This is a genomic window from Massilia sp. Root335, from assembly GCF_001425685.1.
Lineage (GTDB): Bacteria > Pseudomonadota > Gammaproteobacteria > Burkholderiales > Burkholderiaceae_D > Telluria > Telluria luteola.
In genome coordinates this window covers 264,022-279,874 of the sequence record NZ_LMCY01000008.1, presented here as the reverse complement: position 1 = coordinate 279,874, position 15,853 = coordinate 264,022, and the positions used below count along the sequence as shown (strand labels likewise).

Annotated in this window: 14 protein-coding genes and 1 tRNA gene; 8 read left to right on the top strand and 7 right to left on the bottom strand. The window is 63.5% G+C overall.

Annotated elements, in window-relative coordinates; translation table 11 throughout:
- Window positions 1-194: 194 nt before the first annotated feature.
- On the bottom strand, window positions 195-2,186 hold the full coding sequence (gene acs, locus ASC93_RS07120; RefSeq protein ID WP_056439277.1) for an acetate--CoA ligase: 1,992 nt from the start codon (window positions 2,184-2,186) through the stop codon (window positions 195-197).
- A gap of 206 nt (window positions 2,187-2,392) precedes the next feature.
- On the opposite strand from acs, the gene ASC93_RS07115 reads away from it, so the two are divergent.
- The 7 genes from ASC93_RS07115 (at window position 2,393) to ASC93_RS07085 (ending at window position 9,635) form a co-directional block, all read left to right on the top strand.
- Window positions 2,393-3,001 (top strand): TIGR00645 family protein, encoded by a 609-nt coding sequence (locus ASC93_RS07115; RefSeq protein ID WP_056439275.1) that lies wholly within the window; start codon window positions 2,393-2,395, stop codon window positions 2,999-3,001.
- A gap of 36 nt (window positions 3,002-3,037) precedes the next feature.
- Window positions 3,038-4,573 carry a fumarate hydratase gene (locus tag ASC93_RS07110; protein ID WP_056439272.1) on the top strand — a complete coding sequence of 512 codons (1,536 nt, stop codon included), beginning with the start codon at window positions 3,038-3,040 and terminating at the stop codon, window positions 4,571-4,573.
- Window positions 4,574-4,715: 142 nt separating this feature from the next.
- Window positions 4,716-5,555: a glutamate racemase gene (gene murI, locus ASC93_RS07105; RefSeq protein WP_056439269.1), complete on the top strand. Its 840-nt coding sequence runs from the start codon at window positions 4,716-4,718 to the stop codon at window positions 5,553-5,555.
- Window positions 5,556-5,657: 102 nt separating this feature from the next.
- Window positions 5,658-5,733: transfer RNA gene (locus tag ASC93_RS07100), tRNA-His, on the top strand.
- Window positions 5,734-6,152: 419 nt separating this feature from the next.
- Entirely contained in the window at window positions 6,153-7,226 is a 1,074-nt protein-coding gene (locus ASC93_RS07095; protein WP_056439266.1) for a hypothetical protein, read from the top strand.
- On the top strand, window positions 7,219-8,427 hold the full coding sequence (locus tag ASC93_RS07090) for a cation:proton antiporter (RefSeq protein ID WP_056439263.1): 1,209 nt from the start codon (window positions 7,219-7,221) through the stop codon (window positions 8,425-8,427). The genes ASC93_RS07095 and ASC93_RS07090 overlap by 8 nt, the downstream gene beginning before the upstream one ends.
- On the top strand, window positions 8,424-9,635 hold the full coding sequence (locus ASC93_RS07085) for a YbdK family carboxylate-amine ligase (protein WP_229412628.1): 1,212 nt from the start codon (window positions 8,424-8,426) through the stop codon (window positions 9,633-9,635). The genes ASC93_RS07090 and ASC93_RS07085 overlap by 4 nt, the downstream gene beginning before the upstream one ends.
- Window position 9,636: 1 nt before the next feature.
- Here ASC93_RS07085 and ASC93_RS07080 read toward each other — a convergent pair whose 3' ends face one another.
- From ASC93_RS07080 to dusA, 4 genes are all read right to left on the bottom strand, one after another.
- On the bottom strand, window positions 9,637-10,008 hold the full coding sequence (locus ASC93_RS07080; RefSeq protein ID WP_056439257.1) for a YXWGXW repeat-containing protein: 372 nt from the start codon (window positions 10,006-10,008) through the stop codon (window positions 9,637-9,639).
- A 253-nt stretch (window positions 10,009-10,261) separates the two neighbouring features.
- On the bottom strand, window positions 10,262-10,579 hold the full coding sequence (locus tag ASC93_RS07075) for an energy transducer TonB (protein ID WP_229412637.1): 318 nt from the start codon (window positions 10,577-10,579) through the stop codon (window positions 10,262-10,264).
- Window positions 10,580-10,682: 103 nt separating this feature from the next.
- Window positions 10,683-12,479: a methyl-accepting chemotaxis protein gene (locus tag ASC93_RS07070; protein WP_229412627.1), complete on the bottom strand. Its 1,797-nt coding sequence runs from the start codon at window positions 12,477-12,479 to the stop codon at window positions 10,683-10,685.
- 343 nt (window positions 12,480-12,822) lie between these two features.
- Window positions 12,823-13,821 carry a tRNA dihydrouridine(20/20a) synthase DusA gene (gene dusA, locus ASC93_RS07065; protein WP_056439247.1) on the bottom strand — a complete coding sequence of 333 codons (999 nt, stop codon included), beginning with the start codon at window positions 13,819-13,821 and terminating at the stop codon, window positions 12,823-12,825.
- A 166-nt stretch (window positions 13,822-13,987) separates the two neighbouring features.
- Here dusA and ASC93_RS07060 point away from each other — a divergent pair, with 166 nt between their 5' ends.
- On the top strand, window positions 13,988-15,058 hold the full coding sequence (locus ASC93_RS07060) for a site-specific integrase (RefSeq protein ID WP_157201784.1): 1,071 nt from the start codon (window positions 13,988-13,990) through the stop codon (window positions 15,056-15,058).
- 34 nt (window positions 15,059-15,092) lie between these two features.
- Here ASC93_RS07060 and ASC93_RS32720 read toward each other — a convergent pair whose 3' ends face one another.
- Together ASC93_RS32720 and ASC93_RS07050 are read right to left on the bottom strand one after the other, a co-directional pair.
- Window positions 15,093-15,416: an STY0301 family protein gene (locus ASC93_RS32720; RefSeq protein ID WP_056439241.1), complete on the bottom strand. Its 324-nt coding sequence runs from the start codon at window positions 15,414-15,416 to the stop codon at window positions 15,093-15,095.
- A complete protein-coding gene (locus tag ASC93_RS07050; protein WP_056439236.1) occupies window positions 15,413-15,847 on the bottom strand; it encodes a BPSL0067 family protein in 435 nt (144 codons plus the stop codon). The genes ASC93_RS32720 and ASC93_RS07050 overlap by 4 nt, the downstream gene beginning before the upstream one ends.
- Window positions 15,848-15,853: the final 6 nt, after the last annotated feature.

Here is a 15,853-nt window from a genome sequence, read left to right as displayed (position 1 = left end):
ACCGCGTGGGCACGGTGTGCCCACCCTACCGCCCATGTCAACGGTGACAAAAGAATACCGTTCGCACCGTAGCGCCCTTTTCAACGGTAACAAAAGAATACCGTTTCGCGCGGCTATAAAAAAACGCCGCCCCGGTTTCCCGGCGCGGCGTCAACTCTGCTTTGATCAGTGTAACCGATCAGGCGCCCGAACGGTCAGGCAGATTCCTTCAACTGCTCGAGAATCGCCGGATTTTCCAGCGTCGAGATATCCTGGGTGATGCTCTCGCCCTTGGCCAGCACGCGCAGCAGGCGGCGCATGATCTTGCCGGAGCGCGTCTTGGGCAGGTTGTCGCCGAAGCGGATCTCCTTCGGCTTGGCGATCGGACCGATCTCCTTGCCGACCCAGTTGCGCAGCTCGGCGGCCAGCTTCTTCGCCTCCTCGCCGGTCGGACGCGCCTGTTTCAGCACGACGAACGCGCAGATCGCCTCGCCGGTCGTGTCGTCCGGCTTGCCGACGACGGCCGCTTCCGCGACGATCGGGTGCGCCACGAGCGCGGACTCGATTTCCATCGTGCCCATGCGGTGGCCCGACACGTTCAGCACGTCGTCGATGCGGCCCGTGATGGTGAAGTAGCCCGTGTCCTTGTTGCGGATGGCGCCGTCGCCGGCCAGGTAGTACCTTCCTCCCAGCTCGTCCGGGTAATAGGCGCTGCGGAAGCGGTCCGGGTTGTTCCAGATGGTGCGGATCATCGACGGCCACGGACGCTTCACCACGAGGATGCCGCCCTGCCCGTTCGGCACGTCGTGGCCGGCTTCGTCGACGATGGCGGCCATGATGCCCGGCAGCGGCAAGGTGCAGGAACCCGGCACCATCGGCGTCGCGCCCGGCAGCGGCGTGATCATGTGGCCGCCCGTCTCCGTCTGCCAGAACGTATCGACGACCGGGCAGCGCTCGCCGCCGATCTGCGTGTAGTACCACATCCACGCTTCCGGATTGATCGGCTCGCCCACGGTGCCCAGCAGGCGCAGGCTGGACAGGTCGTAGTTCTTCGGATGCACCTTCTCGTCCGTGTTCGAGGCCTTGATCAGCGAACGGATCGCGGTCGGCGCCGTGTAGAAGATGCTGACCTTGTGCTTGGCGATCGTGTCCCAGAAGCGGCCCGCGTTCGGGAACGTCGGCACGCCCTCGAACACGATCTGCGTGGCGCCGACGGCCGTCGGGCCGTAGCAGATGTACGTGTGGCCCGTGACCCAGCCGATATCGGCCGTGCACCAGTAGACGTCGTCCGGCTTGATGTCGAAGGTCCACTTCATCGTCAGCGCGGCCCACAGCAGGTAGCCGCCGGTCGAGTGCTGCACGCCCTTCGGCGTGCCCGTCGAGCCGGACGTGTAGAGGATGAACAGCGGGTGCTCGGCATCGACCCACTCCGGCTCGCACTGGCCGCTCTGGCCGTCGACGAGGTCGTGCAGCCACAGGTCGCGGCCCTGCTGGAAGTTGATGTTGCCGCCGGTGCGCTTGTAGACGATGACGTCGCGGATCGTATCGCAGCCACCCAGCGCCAGCGCCTCGTCGACGATGGCTTTCAGCGGCAGCGGCTTACCGCCGCGCAGCTGCTCGTCGGCCGTGATGACGGCGACGGCGCCCGCGTCGATGATGCGCTCCTGCAGCGACTTCGCCGAGAAGCCGCCGAACACGACCGAGTGCGTCGCGCCGATGCGCGCGCAGGCCTGCATGGCGGCCACGCCTTCGATCGACATCGACATGTAGATGATGACGCGGTCGCCCTTCCTGATGCCGCGCGACTTCAGGCCGTTGGCGAATTTGCACACGCGCTCGTGGAGTTCGCGGTAGGTGGCGCGGGTGACCTGGCCGTCGTCGGCTTCGAAGATGATCGCGGTCTTGTCGCCGTTGCCGTTCTCGATGTTGCGGTCGAGGCAGTTGTACGATGCGTTCAGCTGGCCGTCCGCGAACCATTTATAAAACGGCGCATTCGATTCGTCGAGGGTCTGGGTGAAGGACTTGTGCCAGGCGATGTTCTCGCGCGCCAGGCGGGCCCAGAAGCCTTCGTAGTCGCTGGCGGCTTCGTCGCACAGCTTGTTGTACGCATCCATGCCGGAGATGGCGGCATCGGCTGCGAATTGTGCGGGCGGCTGGAACACACGATGTTCCTGCAGTCCCTGATGTTGGGTCTCGTTCTCGGCCATACTAGTCTCCATTAGTAGTAATTTTGCCTCATACCTTAGGCGCGCTCGCTTACTGAGCCCTTACAGGCCATCGGCCCGCGCGCCGACCAGCATCCCTCGTGGCATTCTACCAACCTTACGCCGGCGATGAAGCCAAGCCAGCAACGCGGGACGGGTGTAGAATGTTGAGCTGTCTTGACCGCCGCCGCTTTGGAAAGCCCGCCTCGATGCTCGATTCGCAACCCTCGTCCAGCGCAAAGAAACGCAGCGCCATCGCCAGTTTCATGTTCGCCAGCCGCTGGCTGCAACTGCCCCTTTACCTGGGCCTGATCCTCGCGCAGTGCGTGTACGTGTTCCATTTCTGGGTCGAACTAAAAGACCTCGTGCTCGCCGCGCTCGGCAACGAGGCCGCGCTGCAGCACATCTTCCAGGCCGTGGCCGTACCGGGCGCACCGCTGCCGGACAAGCTGAACGAGACGACGATCATGCTCGTCGTGCTCGGCCTGATCGACGTCGTCATGATCTCGAATCTGCTGATCATGGTGATCGTCGGCGGCTACGAGACGTTCGTCTCGCGCATGTATCTGGAAGACCATCCGGACCAGCCGGAATGGCTGTCGCACGTGAACGCGTCCGTGCTGAAGACCAAGCTGGCGATGGCCATCATCGGCATCTCGTCGATCCACCTGCTCAAGACGTTCATCAACGCCAAGTCCTACGATGCGCAGACGATCATCGCGCAGACCTGCATCCACGTCGTGTTCCTGCTGTCGGCGATGGCGATCGCCTACACCGACCGGATCATGATGAACACCCAGCACCAAGCACACAACTAGCACCACGTAATCCCAGACCCCCACAGCGAGAATCACATGACTGTCATTAAACAGGACGACCTGATCGAATCGGTCGCCGCCGCGCTCCAGTACATCAGCTACTACCACCCCGCCGACTACATCCAGCACCTCGCGCGCGCCTACGAGGCCGAGCAGAGCCCCGCCGCCAAGGATGCCATCGCGCAGATCCTGACCAACTCGCGCATGTGCGCGGAAGGCAAGCGCCCGATCTGCCAGGACACCGGCATCGTCAACGTGTTCCTCAAGATCGGCATGAACGTGCGCTTCGAAGGCTTCGGCAGCGGCTCGATCACGGACGCCGTCAACGAAGGCGTCCGCCGTGCCTACAACTTCGCCGACAACAAGCTGCGCGCCTCGATCGTCGCCGACCCGCACTTCGAGCGCAAGAACACGAAGGACAACACCCCGGCCGTCGTCCACATGGAACTGGTCCCGGGCGACACGGTCGACGTGATGGTCGCGGCAAAAGGCGGCGGCTCGGAAAACAAGACCAAGTTCGTCATGCTGAACCCGTCCGACTCGCTGGTCGACTGGGTGCTCAAGACCGTCCCGCTGATGGGCGCCGGCTGGTGCCCGCCGGGCATGCTGGGCATCGGCATCGGCGGCTCCGCCGAGAAGGCCATGCTGATGGCCAAGGAGTCGCTGATGGAAGACATCGACATGTATGAACTCAAGGCACGCGGCCCGCAGAACAAGCTGGAAGAGCTGCGCATCGAACTGTGCGACAAGATCAACGCACTGGGCATCGGCGCGCAAGGCCTGGGCGGCCTCACGACCGTGCTGGACGTGAAGATCAATATGTACCCGACCCACGCGGCGAGCAAGCCGGTCGCGATGATCCCGAACTGCGCCGCCACCCGCCACGCGCACTTCGTGCTGGACGGCTCGGGCCCCGCGTACATCGAACCGCCGGCGCTGTCGACCTGGCCGGACGTGAACTGGACGCCGGACACGCAGAAGAGCAAGAGCGTCAACCTCGACACGCTGACGAAGGAAGAAGTCGCATCGTGGCAGCCGGGCCAGACCCTGCTCCTGAACGGCAAGATGCTGACCGGCCGCGACGCCGCGCACAAGCGCATCCAGGACATGCTGGCGAAAGGCGAACCACTGCCGGTGGACTTCACGAACCGCGTGATCTACTACGTCGGACCGGTCGATCCGGTGCGCGACGAAGTCGTGGGCCCGGCCGGCCCGACGACGGCGACCCGCATGGACAAGTTCACCGACATGATGCTCGAGAAGACGGGCCTGATCGCGATGATCGGCAAGGCCGAACGCGGCCCGGTGGCGATCGAATCGATCAAGAACCACAAGTCGGCGTACCTGATGGCCGTCGGCGGTTCGGCCTACCTCGTGTCGAAGGCGATCAAGTCGGCGAAGGTCGTCGGCTTCGAAGACCTGGGCATGGAAGCGATCTACGAGTTCGAGGTCAAGGACATGCCGGTGACCGTGGCCGTCGACTCGACGGGTACGTCGGTGCACGAGACCGGTCCGAAGGAATGGGCCGCGAAGATCGAATCGCTGAAGGGCATTCCGGTCGCAACGGTTTAACGTCGTTTGAAATTGGGGCCCCTGCCTGCGCAGGGCGACGTGCGAACTTGGACTGCTCCGTTCACACGTCGTCCCCGCGCAGGCGGGGACCCAAGTTTTGTCCGCGTAACCACAACGCCTCCTGCCGGGTTACCATCTCCCCATGAACACCCAAGCACACCCCGAAGATGCCCCCGTCGGCATCTTCGATTCCGGCCTCGGCGGCCTCTCGATCCTGCGCCACATCCGTGCGCAACTCCCGCACGAACACCTGCTCTACGTGGCCGACACGGGCTTCGCCCCGTACGGCGACAAGTCCGAACACGTCGTCGCCGAACGCTCGCTGGCGGTGGCCCGCTTCCTCGTCGAACGCGGCGCCAAGGCCATCGTCGTCGCCTGCAACACGGCGACCATCTCCGCCGTGAAGCTGATGCGCGCGAGTTTTCCCGACCTGCCCATCGTCGGCGTGGAACCGGGCCTGAAACCGGCCGCCGCCGCCACGCGCACGGGCAAGGTCGGCGTGCTGGCGACCGAGCGCACGCTGGCCGGCGCCAAGTTCCTGCAACTGCGCGACCAGGTCACGGAAGCCACGGGCACGCAATTCCTGCTGCAGCCGTGCCGCGGCCTCGTCGACAAGATCGAACTGGGCGACACGGAAGGCACGCTGCAACTGCTGCACCGCTACGTGACGCCGCTGCTCGACGCCGGCGCCGACACGCTTGTCCTGGGCTGCACGCACTACCCGCTCGTGCAAGCGGCAATCGAAGACGTGATCGCATCCACGGGCGCACGCGAGATCGCGCTCGTCGACACGGGCGAAGCGGTGGCGCGCCAGCTGGTGCGGCTGCTGGATGCCGGCCATCTGGTGCGTCCCGCACAGTCGGACGCGCCCGCGCGGCTGGAGGCGTACACGAGCGCCAGCGCCACCGCGCTGTCGGCCGCGTTCAACGGGCTGATCGGCATCGACCCGCCCGTGCAGGAAGCGACGTTCGGGGCGGCGTAGGCGCGCCTTGCACTGCTGGGTCAATTCGATTTGCCAGATTGCGAATGACGCTATATAATCTCGTTCTGTCTCGGCAACAACGAGACAGCAAGTAAGACAGTGGTGGCTGTAGCTCAGTTGGTAGAGTCCAGGATTGTGATTCCTGTTGTCGTGGGTTCGAGTCCCATCAGCCACCCCAAGAATTCAAAAAGCCGCGAGTGCAAGCTTCGCGGCTTTTTTCGTTTACATTCCCTGTCCAGGCCGTGCCCGCCCTCGAACGCGGTCCGCGGGACTCAACTCAACCGTACGCCACCCCAGCCGCACATAGCCTAAAATACATGTCGAAAATGTACTTACGTCAATCATATTTGAGCAAATGAATTATTTGCCCTATACTTGATCCCGATACACACTCAAAAAACGAGCGGCAGGCATTGCGTTGACCTGGCCGCCATGCGGCCCCGCCGCAGCGCGGATGCGCCCCGCAGCATCCACTCTTTCAACGGGTCCAGACGCCGGCCGACCCCGCCGCACTGCGACCGCCCGCCTCCGCGCACCGGGACGGATCTGCTTTCCCCGCCGGCCGCGCCGAGGTCTCTCTCCGAGGGCCGATCACTTATGACCCCAGTAACACCGTCGCACCGCCACCGCTTCGACAAGGTCCGCCTGCTCGCGAGCGCATTCGCGCTGTGCGTGTTGCTTGCACCGCCGTCGCAGGCCGCCAGGCGCAAGCCTGCGCCGCCCACGACGCCCGCCATCGCCGACTTCACGCGGTTGAGCGGTTCTTATCCGAGCGACTGCGCAGCGCCGATCGACCCGGCCTTGTCGGGCATGGGCGAACCGACCGCGCGGCGCTGCGCCTGGAGCCAGCGCGTGCAGATGCTGTACTGGCGCGCCATCCCGACGCCGGCGGCCACCTGCCTGCCGCCGGCCGCCATCGCGTGGCATCGCCTCACGCAGGCCATCCATGCGGACGCGCCGCCATGGAGCAGCGTCTGGTCCGGCCGGACCGTGACGTCCGGCACGGCCGATACGCAGCAGTTGGCGGCCATCTGGCGCGGCGACGACGGACAATGGTCGGCGGCACTGTGGCGCTGGCAGCCGTCCGACAAACCCGATACGCGCGACTGGCAGGCCGGCCATTGGAGCGACGTGACCAAGGCGGCGCATGCCATCGATGCGGGCAATCCGCTGCCGGCCGCGTCGCCGCTGTTCGTCGCCTGGCGCGATGCGTCGAAGGGCAAGCCGCGCGTGCTCGACGGCGATACGTGGCGCTGGGTGTCCGAGAAGACCTGCCTGCGCCTGGAAACGGCGGGCATCACGCAGACGCGCATCCACCTGCCGTATTCGCGCGACGACGCGCGGCTGGAGCAGCGCAGCGGCATGCAGGTGCAGCTGGCGCGCCGCTTCCCCGACGCCGAATGGCTGCAGCCGTTTTCCCTGCTCGACCCGGCCCAACCCGGCGCGCGCACGGGCGCCAAATTCATCGCGGTCTGGAAGGAAGGCCGCAGCGTCAAGGGACAGCTGTGGATTCCGCTGCGCGACGATGCGGGCATCGTGCGCGCGCGCATTGTCAGCGACCTGGCGCCGGCGTCGCCCGAGCGCCAGAAGGAACTGGCGAAGCAACGGGCGGACGTGATCGAACGCGAGCTGACCGCGCTCGCCCATGCGTGGGAGGTGCGCCATGAGTGATGAACTGTCCACACCACTGTGGCTGCTGTCGCCGCTGGCCGTGCTGGGCGCGGGCTTGATGCTCGCGCTCGTGATCGGCCTGACGCTGCAACGTTTCAAGATCCCCAAATTGTATGGCGCCGTGATCGCGGGCCTGCTGCTCGGTGCGACCGGCGGCGGCTTCATCGACAGCGCGCTGCTGACCCAGTTCCAGGAACTGCTCAACGGCGCCGCCGCGCTGGTGCTGTTCGAAGTCGGCCGCAAGATGGACCTCGCGTGGCTGATGCGCAGCGGACGCCAGGGCGCGAGCCTGCTGCTGGCGACGCTGGTGCGCGGCGCGGCGGCCGCCGTGACGCTCGGGTTGCTCGGCCTGCCGTGGGGCGCCGCGATCTTCATCGGGTCGATCCTCATCGCCGTCAATCCCGTCATCCACAGTTCGATGGTGGCGGACGAAAACGCCAGCGGCACCAGCACCTTCGCCACGTCCAACATGGTCGGACTCTCCAACCTCGTCGCCCTGCTCGCGCTCGGGATCACCCTGGCCTGGACGCGCAGCCACGGCGTGGATGCGGGCGGCGATTTCGCCAAGGAGCTGATGCGCCAGGGCGGCAAGCTCGCGGTGGGCGCCGGGATCGCCGTCCTGTCCTACGGCGTGTACGCGCTCGCCACGCGGCTGTGCAAGGTGCCGGCGACGCTGCGTCCCGGCATGCTGCTGGCGGCGCTGCTGATCGACCTGGGCCTGTGCTCCGTGACGGCGGCGAGCGCCCTGCTGTCGCTGTTGCTGATGGGCGTCCTGCTGCGCAACGTCGAGAAGCGCGACAACGTGTTCCAGGCCCAGTTGAAGACCGCGCAGGACATCGGCTATGTGCTGCTGTTCCTGATGTCGGCCGCGCTCGTCGACCTGCAGCAGCTGCTGCACGGCTGGGCGATCCTGGCGGCCGTGACGGTGTTCGTGGTCCGCATCGCGGCGACCCGCCTGGCCCTGTGGCCCGGTACGGCGTGGGACACGCGCAAGCAGCATGCGATGTCCTTGTCGATGTGCTCCCTGGTGAGTTACGGCGGTCTCGTCGTCGACAACACGCTGAATGCCTACACCGGGCTCGATGCGACGTCCACCGCCGTGATGGGCGCGCTGCTGGCCCTGAACGTCCTGCTCGCGCCCGGCCTGACCTGGGTCGGCCTGCGCCTGGCGGGCGAAACTTATCGAGGAGGTTCGCAATGAGCGAGTTGATGAACGACGAAGCGCTGGTCAAGTTGAAACAGGACGCCCAGGCGCAAGCCGTGTCCGGCCAGGGCCCCGCCTACCTGCCGGACTTCAAGGCGTCGACGGTCGGCACGATGGGCATCGAACTGGAACTGATGGTGCTCGACCGCCTCACGTTCGACCTGTTCCCGGCCGCGCCGGACATCCTGCGCCTGCTGGACAAGCACGACAAGCCGTGGGTGCACACGCCGGAAATCACGACGTCGATGCTGGAAGTGGCGACCGCGATCCTGACGTCGTTCGACGAGGCGGCCGAGCAGCTGGAGCACATCCGCACGACGGTGCAGCGCGCCGCGTTCGACGTCGGCGCATCGATCTCCGGCGGCGGCGCGCACCCGTTCCAGAAGTGGAACGAGCAGCGCATCTACCCGAAGGAGCGCTATTTCGAATCCGAGCGCAAGTTCGGCTATCTGGCTAAACTGTTTACCGTGTTTGGCATGCACGTGCACATCGGCGCGGGCTCGCCGGACGAGGCGATGCGCCTGTGTTCGTGGCTCACGCAGCGCGCGCCGCTGTTCATCGCCCTGTCGGCCAACTCGCCCTGCTGGCAAGGCGAAGTGTCCGGCTTCTGCAGCTCGCGCAGCAACGTCGTGGGCGCGTTCCCGATGAGCGGCATCCTGCCGTACGGGATCCGGACGTGGAACGACTTCCGCGCCCACTTCGACGAACTGGCCGGCCACGGCATCGTCAACAGCATCAAGGATTTTTATTGGGACGTGCGGCCCAAACCCGAATATGGGACGATCGAACTGCGCGTGCTCGATACGCCCCTGAAGCCCGTCTACGCGGCCGCGCTGGCCTGTTACGCGCGCGAGCTGTGCCTGGAATGGGCCGCCCAGCCGGGCCGCTGGCCGGGAAGCAGCAGTCGCGAACTGTACATCTGGAACCGCTTCAACGCGGCGCGCGACGGCGTCGAGGCCAGCTGGATCGATCCGGAAACGGGAGTCTCGATGCCCATCGGCGAAGCGATCCGCGCCGACCTCGAACGGCTGCGGGGCCGCTCGAGCGACCCCGGCTTCGGCAAGGCGTGCGAGGTCATCGAGCACCTCATGAAGGACGGCGGACAGGCGCGCTGGCTGCGCGCCCATCTCGCGTCCGGCGGCGGCATGAACGACCTGGCGCGGATGGCCAGCGAAATGTTCGAGGACGGCGCGCCGCTGGCTTGAATCAGGAGCGGTTCGGATTGGCGGGATGGCGGTCGACGCGGTTCGGTACGCCGTCGCCGTCGCGGTCGCCGTGGCGCCAGCCGCCGCGATCCAGTTCCCAGCCGCGGTCACCCTGGCGCCATTCCGGGCGGTGCCAGACATAGCCCGGACGCACCCGCTCCCAGTGGCCGCGCATCCACACGTAGCGGTGGCCGTTCCAGTTCCAGTAACCCGGCGCCCATTCATAGCCGTGGCGCGCGGCCGGCACGACTTCGCTGCGCGGCGGCGGCGGCGCCGTGCGGACGACGACGACCTCCCGCGCGAACGCCTGCGCGGGCAGGACGGCGGCGGTGCTGACGAGGGCAAGAGCGGCGGCACAGAGAATGCGTTTCATGGTGGTTCTCCTTTCGGTTCGTTGTGAGACCACTATAGCGATTCGCCGGGCGCGTCAGCGGGATTGATGCAAGCGCTTACAACCGAAACATGCCGCCACATCCCGGTAACAAAAAGGGCGCCCCCGCAGGGACGCCCTTTTCAGGCTTGTGGATGCCGCCGGGCCGCAGGTCTCGTGCGCACCCGGCAAAGATGCCGGGGACGCAATGCCTCACCTGGGGCGCCGAGCCGGACCGGCCGGCATCCGCAGGCGATCAGTCCAGTCTCCAGGCGTAGTCGACCTTGGTCCAGGTCTGGGCCGGTGCGCCGTCCTTGGTGCCCGGCTTGAACTTGCAGGCCGACAGGCCCTTGAGCGCAGCCTTGTCCAGACCCTTGAACCCGCTCGACTTTTCCAGCTTCGAATCGGCCACCGAGCCGTCGGCATTGACGAGGAAGGACACGACGGTCACGCCCTGCTCTTCGTTCATCAGCGACGCTTTCGGATACTCGACCTTGCACTTGTTCGGATCGAACGTTGCCGGCGTTTCGCCTGCGAACGCCGAACCGGCGACACCCGATACCAGCAGAGCCATCAGGCTCATAACAAATTTCTTATTGGACATTTTTATTACCCCCGAAAAACAAAGTTTTTTTTGATGCCGGCGCGATCACCGGCGCTGGACGAGCCGTCCTGGCTCAGAATTCTTCCCAGTCGTCGCTGGCGGCAGCCGCCGCGACCTTCTTCGCGGTCGATCCCGGCGCATCGGCCGGTCGCTCGCTCGGCGCCGGTGCGGCGGCCTTCGCCTTCGCCTTCGCCCTGGCCGGACCCTGGGCCGGCTTCTTCAGCTGCGGCTTGGCCGGACGGACGACGACGGCACGGGTGGCGACTGCGGCCGGTGCCGGAGCTTCCGCGACGACCGGCTCCTCGCCTTCGGCCAGTTTGAAGATGCTGACGACGCGCTGCAGTTCCGAGGCCTGGTCTTGCAGGCTCTGGAAGGCGGCGGCGGCTTCTTCCACCAGCGCGGCGTTCTGCTGGGTCATGCCGTCCATCTCGATGATCGACACGTTGACCTGCTCGATGCCGGCGCTCTGTTCGGCGCTGGCGTTGGCGATGTCGCTCATGATGTCGGTCACGCGCTTGACGCTCGCGACGACCTCGTCCATCGTCTCGCCGGCCTGGCCGACGAGCTTGCTGCCGCGGCCGATCTTCTCGACGGAGTCGCCGATCAGCTGCTTGATCTCTTTCGCTGCCGCAGCGGAACGCTGGGCCAGGTTGCGCACTTCCGAGGCGACGACGGCGAAGCCGCGGCCCTGCTCACCGGCACGTGCCGCCTCGACGGCCGCGTTCAGCGCGAGGATGTTCGTCTGGAAGGCGATGCCGTCGATGACGCCGATGATGTCGGCGATCTTGCTTGCCGAGCTATTGATCTCGCCCATCGTGCCGACGACCTGCGATACCACTTCGCCGCCCTTGCGTGCCACGTCCGACGCGGTGGCGGCCAGGTGGTTCGCTTCGCGGGCATTGTCGGCATTCTGCTTCACGGTCGACGTCAGTTCTTCCATCGCCGACGCGGTCTTTTCCAGCGAGCTGGCCTGCAATTCGGTACGCGACGACAGGTCGGTGTTACCGGCCGCGATTTCACGCGATGCCGTGGTGATGGTGTGCGTGCCGCGACGCACCTGGCTGACGATGTCGACCAGGCTGTTGCGCATCTGGTTCATTTCGACCAACAGGCTGCCGCGATCCGACGATTTGGTGTCGATGGCGATCGACAGGTCGCCTTCGGCGATGCTGCCGGCGATCCGGGCGGTATAGCCCGGCTCGGCGCCCAGTTGCTTCAGCAGGCCGCGGGTGATGACAGTGGCGGCGAGGATGCCGAGCGTAACGGCCAGGCCCAGCAGCATGAGCATGAAGTTGCGGGCGCTGGCGAAGGCGGCCTCGGCATCCACCTGGCTCTGCGCATTCTGCTTGTCTTCCAGGCTGCCCAGCTGGTCCAGTGCTTCCAGCCATTTCTTCTGGGCCGGACGGATTTCCTTGACCATCACGCGGGTGGCGTCCATCGCGTTGTTGGCCAGATACAATGCCGACGCCTTGGCGATGGCCGGCATGGCCGCGCCTTCGGCTTCTTTCACTTGGTTCAGCAGGGATTTTTCCTCAGCCGAAGCTTCTTCCGAGAATTTGGCCGCCAGCTTGCCCTGCAGGGCGTCGTACTTGGCGGTCTGTTCCTTGAATCGGTTCAGTTCCGGCTCCATGTCGGCCGGATCGGTCATCAGGGTCAGGGTACGCAGCGACGTGACACGCTCGCTCACGTTGTTGCGCATGTCGACTACCAGGCGGGTCACGATATTATTGACATTCACGACGTGGTCGAGCCGGTTCTGGATCTGCGCCATGCGCAGGATGCCGATGACAGTGACCATGACCAGCAGCACGAGTACGAGGGCAAAGCCCAAGCCCAGACGTGCGCCGACCTTCATGTTTGCGAGATTCATTCCTTATCTTCCCTGTTCCAAGTGATCAGATCCGCCCGGGTGCCTGCCGCCCCGATGCCGTCTCTTTTTTGTTACGGAAAGTCCATCTTCCCGGTGGACTTGCGTATTTCCGTCAGGATAAATCAAAACGGCGAATTGCAGACAGAAAACATGCACCGTTGTAATTATGTTTCACCACAACAACAGGATTAGATGTCGTGCAAGGAGAAGAGCCTAGATTATGGGTGTATTCTTGCTTTTCAGCAAGGAAGACGATGCAGGTGATTCCAAGACTGCATCGTTTTCTGTAGCGGATTTTGAACATCCCGACCACGCGATGCGGCCGGGGTAGGAAAATGACAAATTACGCCGCCAGGCGGAGACGGCCGGCGGCTTCGAGGAGGAGTTCGGGATTGCCTTCGGCGAGGCGGCGGGAGTCGGACAGCAACTGGCGGAATGCGCGCGCACCCGGCAGGCCGGCCATCAGCCCCAGCATGTGGCGCGTGATGCTGTTCAGGCGCAGGCCCAGCGGGCCGTAGCGGTCGAGTTCGGCGCGAATATACGGGATCATCGCTTCCAGCACCTGTTCGCGCGACTTCGGCGGCGTCGCGTCGCCATAGAACCGGGCATCCCAGCCGGCCATCACGTACGGATTGTGATAGGCCTCGCGCCCGATCATGACGCCATCCACATGCTGCAAATGGGTCGCGATCTCGTCGTCGGTCTTGATGCCGCCGTTGATGATGATCTCGAGATCGGGGAATTCGCGTTTCAGCTGGTACGCCACTTCGTAGCGCAGCGGCGGGATCTCGCGGTTTTCCTTCGGCGACAGCCCCTTCAGCACGGCATTGCGCGCGTGCACGATGAAGGTCTGGCAGCCGGCGTCGGCGATGGTGCCGATGAAATCGCGGACGAATCCATATTCCTCGTTATGGTCGATGCCGATGCGGTGCTTGACGGTGACGTCGATACTGACGGCGTCGCGCATCGCCTTCACGCAATCGGCCACGAGCTGCGGCTCCTGCATCAGGCAAGCGCCGAACGCGCCCTTCTGCACGCGCTCGGACGGGCAGCCGCAATTCAGGTTCACCTCGTCGTAACCCCACTGCTCGCCCAGCTTCGCGCTCTTCGCGAGGTCGGCCGGATCGCTGCCGCCCAGTTGCAGCGCGACCGGATGCTCGATGTCGTCAAAGCGCAGGTGGCGCTCGACGTCGCCGTAGACCAGGGCGCCCGTCGTCACCATCTCTGTATACAACCACGTGTGCCGGGTGATCTGGCGGTGGAAGACGCGGCAATGGCGGTCGGTCCAGTCCATCATCGGTGCAATGGACAAACAGCGTCCTTGATAAATATTTTTTTTCACTGGCTTCTCATAGGGGAAAACAGGTTTTTCTTGCTTCTCATCATTCATTTTGCTTCGCTATTTTTCACTACATTTCACTGTACCAGTGCCACAAATACTGCCACAATTTGCCACATGAGTTTGGTCAGGGGATGACCGAACAGATCACTTACAGCATGGAGAACACGTGGCAACAATCCTTCAAATCGGCAGCAAGTGGCAAGCTCGCATTCGTATAAAGGGCTTTCCATCTACCTCAGCAAACTTCCCTACCCAAAAAGAAGCCAAGGATTGGGCTATCAAGACCCAGGCTCAGATGCTTCTAAAGCAGCACAAGGACCAGCGTGCGCTCAAGGACATCAACCTTGGGACGCTAGTTGACCACTACCTAACGAAAGAAAAGCCCACCAAGCCCTACGGCAAAACGAAGGTGGCGAACCTCAAACGCATCAAGAGGATGCTCGGCAACGTTGTTCTCCCTGCCCTCACCTTCGAGCGCCTTGTTACTTTCGTCGAGGACCGCGAAGTCGCGGGAGCAGGCGGCGTTACGATTTACATGGACATAGCTGAGATTGCTACTGTCCTTCGATCATGCAAGACGCACTACAAGTATGATTTCGAGCCGAAACTGTTCACTGAGATTCGCGGTTACATGTCTGACAACGGGCTCGATCCCAAGTCGAACCGTCGAGACAGGCGACCGACAGAGGAAGAACTCATGAAGCTCAGGAAGCACTTTGACGAGAAGCCTCGGCAGCAGATCCCAATGTCCACAATCATTGACTTTGCGGTGGCATCGGCTATGCGTGCTTCTGAGATCACTCGAATCAGGTGGTCAGACGTAGACTTCGTAAAGAAGACTGTCATTATACGAGATAGGAAGCATCCTCGAAAGAAGCGCAACCAGGTTGTGCCCCTGCTTGGAAAAGCTTGGGATATTGTGATGGCTCAGCCCCGCACCGATGATCGCATTTTTCCCTACGACGCCAAGACATTCAGCACTATCTTCCCTCGCGCAGTAAAGGCTTGCCGCATTATTGACCTTCGCTTTCACGACCTGAGGCATGAAGGAGCGTCCAGGCTGTTTGAGCGGGGCTACGACATCCCCCGAGTTGCGATGGTAACTGGGCATATGGACTGGAAGATGCTCGAACGGTATACCCAGCTGCGCCCCGAAGATCTGCATCCCGACGAGGAGGGTAACTTGTCTTGGCAGATGCCTAAGCGGAAGCCCGAGGCTGTGGCAGTTGAGGCATAAATTCGAAAATGTCGCCTCTGTAGGCGGCATTGCGTTACTTGCATGTCAATTTAGCATTCTTTACTTCTTTCTTACTTTCCCTGACCCTTAGGGTACAGCGGTCTATCTTGGGGTCTGGCTTCACCTCATCCCACTTCTGAGCCGCCCCATACTCGCACACAAGCCATGCTGTGTTCAGTGGTAGCTCGACGTCATACCCGCCCTTCACATCCCTTCTTGCGCCTTGTATTTCGGTCTGCTTATCGAAATACGCGCCCGCTCCGGTCAGCTTGGCTCCCTGCCACACTTTAGGGCACTCCACTGTTTGAGCACTGACACTGAATGTCAGAAAGATACCGATCAGTAGGATTTTCCTCATGGCACCATCACCACATAGTAGTCATCGGCGTTGTCGCACGGAAGAATGTGGAGTCGCTTGACCTGATCGGTAGGCCAGGCGTTCTTGTTCCTTCTCGCTACCGTCTTGCCATGCCATTGATCTAACACCCAAAAGTGCGTGTAGCCACCTCCAGGCTTTCGATTTCCAAAATCCAAGAAGATGGCGACGTGGTAGCCGTGCTGGTTCGGGAACCGTGCCTTGCCATTCTCGAATTTGAAGTTTGCGACTACCGTCCCAGGCGTGATGAACGTCTGATCCACGACTTTCACACCCGGTTGCCACCGGCTCGTGTGTCCGAGGTTTGTAACGGCCTGAGGAAAGGCGACGCATTCTTGGTTCCTGCCTGCGAAGTGTCCGAAGTATTTCGCGAGCAGCTCTCCAAGGTCGCCCTCGTAGATGACGGGGCGCATAAGCGC

Bases quoted from the DNA above. Each gene is read 5' to 3' on its own strand.
- acs (WP_056439277.1), bottom strand. From the start codon at position 2,186: ATGGCCGAGAACGAGACCCAACATCAGGGACTGCAGGAACATCGTGTG.
- ASC93_RS07115 (WP_056439275.1), top strand. From the start codon at position 2,393: ATGCTCGATTCGCAACCCTCGTCCAGCGCAAAGAAACGCAGCGCCATC.
- ASC93_RS07110 (WP_056439272.1), top strand. From the start codon at position 3,038: ATGACTGTCATTAAACAGGACGACCTGATCGAATCGGTCGCCGCCGCG.
- murI (WP_056439269.1), top strand. From the start codon at position 4,716: ATGAACACCCAAGCACACCCCGAAGATGCCCCCGTCGGCATCTTCGAT.
- ASC93_RS07095 (WP_056439266.1), top strand. From the start codon at position 6,153: ATGACCCCAGTAACACCGTCGCACCGCCACCGCTTCGACAAGGTCCGC.
- ASC93_RS07090 (WP_056439263.1), top strand. From the start codon at position 7,219: ATGAGTGATGAACTGTCCACACCACTGTGGCTGCTGTCGCCGCTGGCC.
- ASC93_RS07085 (WP_229412628.1), top strand. From the start codon at position 8,424: ATGAGCGAGTTGATGAACGACGAAGCGCTGGTCAAGTTGAAACAGGAC.
- ASC93_RS07080 (WP_056439257.1), bottom strand. From the start codon at position 10,008: ATGAAACGCATTCTCTGTGCCGCCGCTCTTGCCCTCGTCAGCACCGCC.
- ASC93_RS07075 (WP_229412637.1), bottom strand. From the start codon at position 10,579: ATGGCTCTGCTGGTATCGGGTGTCGCCGGTTCGGCGTTCGCAGGCGAA.
- ASC93_RS07070 (WP_229412627.1), bottom strand. From the start codon at position 12,479: ATGAATCTCGCAAACATGAAGGTCGGCGCACGTCTGGGCTTGGGCTTT.
- ASC93_RS32720 (WP_056439241.1), bottom strand. From the start codon at position 15,416: ATGAGGAAAATCCTACTGATCGGTATCTTTCTGACATTCAGTGTCAGT.
- ASC93_RS07050 (WP_056439236.1), bottom strand. From the start codon at position 15,847: ATGCGCCCCGTCATCTACGAGGGCGACCTTGGAGAGCTGCTCGCGAAA.